Annotated in this window: 4 protein-coding genes; all 4 read left to right on the top strand. The window is 34.0% G+C overall.

What is annotated here, in order from left to right:
* A partial coding sequence (locus MWU84_RS23690) for a hypothetical protein (RefSeq protein ID WP_246906484.1) occupies window positions 1–207 on the top strand: 207 nt, incomplete at its 5' end.
* A gap of 22 nt (window positions 208–229) precedes the next feature.
* On the top strand, window positions 230–1,129 hold the full coding sequence (locus MWU84_RS23695; protein ID WP_246906485.1) for a DUF6438 domain-containing protein: 900 nt from the start codon (window positions 230–232) through the stop codon (window positions 1,127–1,129).
* Between the two features lie 406 nt (window positions 1,130–1,535).
* Window positions 1,536–2,189, top strand: a complete 654-nt coding sequence (nth, locus tag MWU84_RS23700) for an endonuclease III (protein ID WP_246906486.1) — start codon at window positions 1,536–1,538, stop codon at window positions 2,187–2,189.
* 12 nt (window positions 2,190–2,201) lie between these two features.
* A complete protein-coding gene (locus MWU84_RS23705; protein ID WP_153267327.1) occupies window positions 2,202–2,729 on the top strand; it encodes a GNAT family N-acetyltransferase in 528 nt (175 codons plus the stop codon).
* Window positions 2,730–2,822 lie beyond the last annotated feature (93 nt).

Genomic DNA, 2,822 nt, shown 5'->3' on the forward strand with positions numbered 1-2,822 from the left:
GTTCAAGGCGTTACCCCTGCCCATAAGGGACTTGCACCCTCTAGATTAATACCATATCTTAGATATGATAAAGATGCCCATGCTGGGCACACACACGGTATAAAAGCAATAGCGGTTTGGGGTTCAACTCAAACCGCTTTGCATTTAAATTATTATATTAAAACCCGAAAGGTAAGTGCATTAATTCCGCTACTGCTCTTATACTAACCGTTATGGGCAATTCCAAAAAATGAAAAATTCTATAATAATTTCAATCCTTTTTAGTGTTGCAATTTTTACAAGTTGTAATTCAACTTCAAAAGATAATGTGAAAGAGAAATTTCAAAAAGAAAAGCTAATTGGTGAGTGGAAGAGAATTGAAAACAAAGGAGAGAATTTTATTTTTCATAATCCTATAGGTATTGGATTTTCTAATGACTCAATTGAGTTCTTACATGGGATGTATAAAAGCTACCTTGATACAAATATTAACAAGAAAAGGATTAAATATTTTGGCAACTCGACTTCATTCAAAATCACTAATGACAGTATTCTATTTAAAAATCCACCCTCCTATTCTTGGAGGTTTTTTAAATCAATAATAAAAATAAAACAAGACACTCTTTATGTATTAGGGTCTGACAGTATTATTGAGAAATTCGAGAAATTAAAATATGACTTAGACAACAAGATAACGTTTGACAAAATCCTTTTTACACGAAGTGGCTGTTATGGTACATGCCCTAAACTCAACATTTCAATAAATAAAAACGGAGACATTTATTTTAACGGAATTCGATACACTGACTCCATTGGAATATATAAAGGCAAACTGAATAAACTAAGAACAGATAAAGTATTTAAGAAATTTCAAAAGGCTAATATTACTAATATAGCAAGCTATTATGCAGTCAATCATACCGATGATGAAATTATTCGGACAAGCTTTTATGCAAAAGATAGCTTGCTTAAGACAATTGTAGATTACGGGCGAGCAGGACCCGCTGAATTGACTTGGGCGTATGTTTCAATTTCAAATTGCTACAAGAATGCTGAGTTGACTAAGACTTCTACTAATGATTCATCTTATTTGAAACATGAGGAGTTATTTGAGATATTAAATGAACATGAAATGAGGCTTACAGACTGAGTACAATACCCACTGCATTTCGCCAACATTAGCAAGTTAGATTTTGAACAAACAAAATCAGCCCATTTCAGCTTTTCAAATAGGCAGCTTATTTGGCTCAACTTACATAACTCATAGACCGACAACCAAACTTGAGATTGACAGATTGAGAACAAGACAGAAATAAAAACAAAAGCCCATAACAGGGTATAAAATTAATTAGGCGTCAGTAGGTTACGTTAGTTTGATTGCTATTTGAAATTCCACAAAATCTGTTTGCAGATTTCGTAATGATTGATAAATTACAAAACTGCAAAGCAGTTTTTGCTAATTAGTAAATTGCAAACATTATCTTTACCTATCGCCTAACTAATCTTATACGGGCGTTACCTGCAAGCTGAAAAACACCAAAAACATAATCGAAAAAATGGCAAAAAAGAAAATTGAAAAAGTTTACGAGAAATTAAGCAACGAGTACGAAATATTTGCCGAAAACGATAATGAATGGGAAAAAAACGGACTTAACAGTACGGATTTTAAAAGTTTGGTCTCTGTAATGCTTTCAACAATGACACACACAAAACGGGTAATCCGAGCGTGCAATGCCCTATATGATAAAGCTACAACACCAAAAGAAATATTGGATTTGTCAGATGACGAACTTACCGAGTTGATTAAACCTGTGGCACATTATAATCGAAAGACAAAACATTTAAAAGAAATGTGCCAACAGTTAATTGACAATCACAACGGAGAAGTACCACGAACGGAAAAAGAACTTTTGGAACTACAAGGTGTGGGACGGAAGTGTACAGATATAATGATGAATTTTAATTTTGGTGGAGACACCATTGCAGTTGACACACACGTACACAGAGTTTTGAACCGACTTGGAATAGTGGAAACTAAATCCAATGAAGATACCGCTGACGAAATAAACAGACTTACACCAAAAAAATATAAAAAACACGCTCACGAGTGGCTAATACAGCACGGAATGAACATCTGCATATCAAGAAAACCGAAATGCGAAGAATGTATCGTTTCCAGTTTATGTGACTATTATGAAAAAGAATTTTAAACTAAACAATAAGTGAAAATTAGAAAAGTAAATATCCAAGACATTGAAAACCTAAAGGAAATCGGGAAATTGACTTTTGCCGAGACATTTTCTTCCGATAACAGCGAAGAAGATATGCGAAAATATTTGGAAGAAGGATTTTCGACCGAAAAACTGAAAACTGAACTGACAGACGAAAACGCTGAATTCTATTTTGCGGAACTTGACGACAATGTGATTGGGTATTTAAAAGTGAATTTCGGACAATCACAAACAGAAATAAAGGATAAAAACGCACTCGAAATTGAACGGATTTACGTGCTAAAGGAATTTCACGGAAAAAAAGTCGGACAAATTCTTTACAACAAAGCGATTGAATTGGCGAAAGAAAAAAACGTAGAATATGTTTGGTTAGGCGTTTGGGAGCAAAACCCAAGAGCAATCAGATTTTATGAAAAAAATGGATTTGTAGCATTTGACAAACATATTTTCCAATTGGGAAATGATGAACAGACAGACATAATGATGAAACTAAAACTGAAGAAAAAAGCCAGCAGGTAACAATGGTAACCGTTGCACAACCCCGTAATTATTAAAACAACGACCTCGATAACTGCTTTTTAAGGTGGTTTTGTTTTTTAAGCACCCGAACAG

Origin of the sequence: Arenibacter sp. F20364 (assembly GCF_023015905.1) — a bacterium.
GTDB lineage: Bacteria > Bacteroidota > Bacteroidia > Flavobacteriales > Flavobacteriaceae > Arenibacter.

Coding starts and splice junctions, on each gene's coding strand:
- MWU84_RS23695 (WP_246906485.1), top strand. CDS start 230: ATGAAAAATTCTATAATAATTTCAATCCTTTTTAGTGTTGCAATTTTT.
- nth (WP_246906486.1), top strand. CDS start 1,536: ATGGCAAAAAAGAAAATTGAAAAAGTTTACGAGAAATTAAGCAACGAG.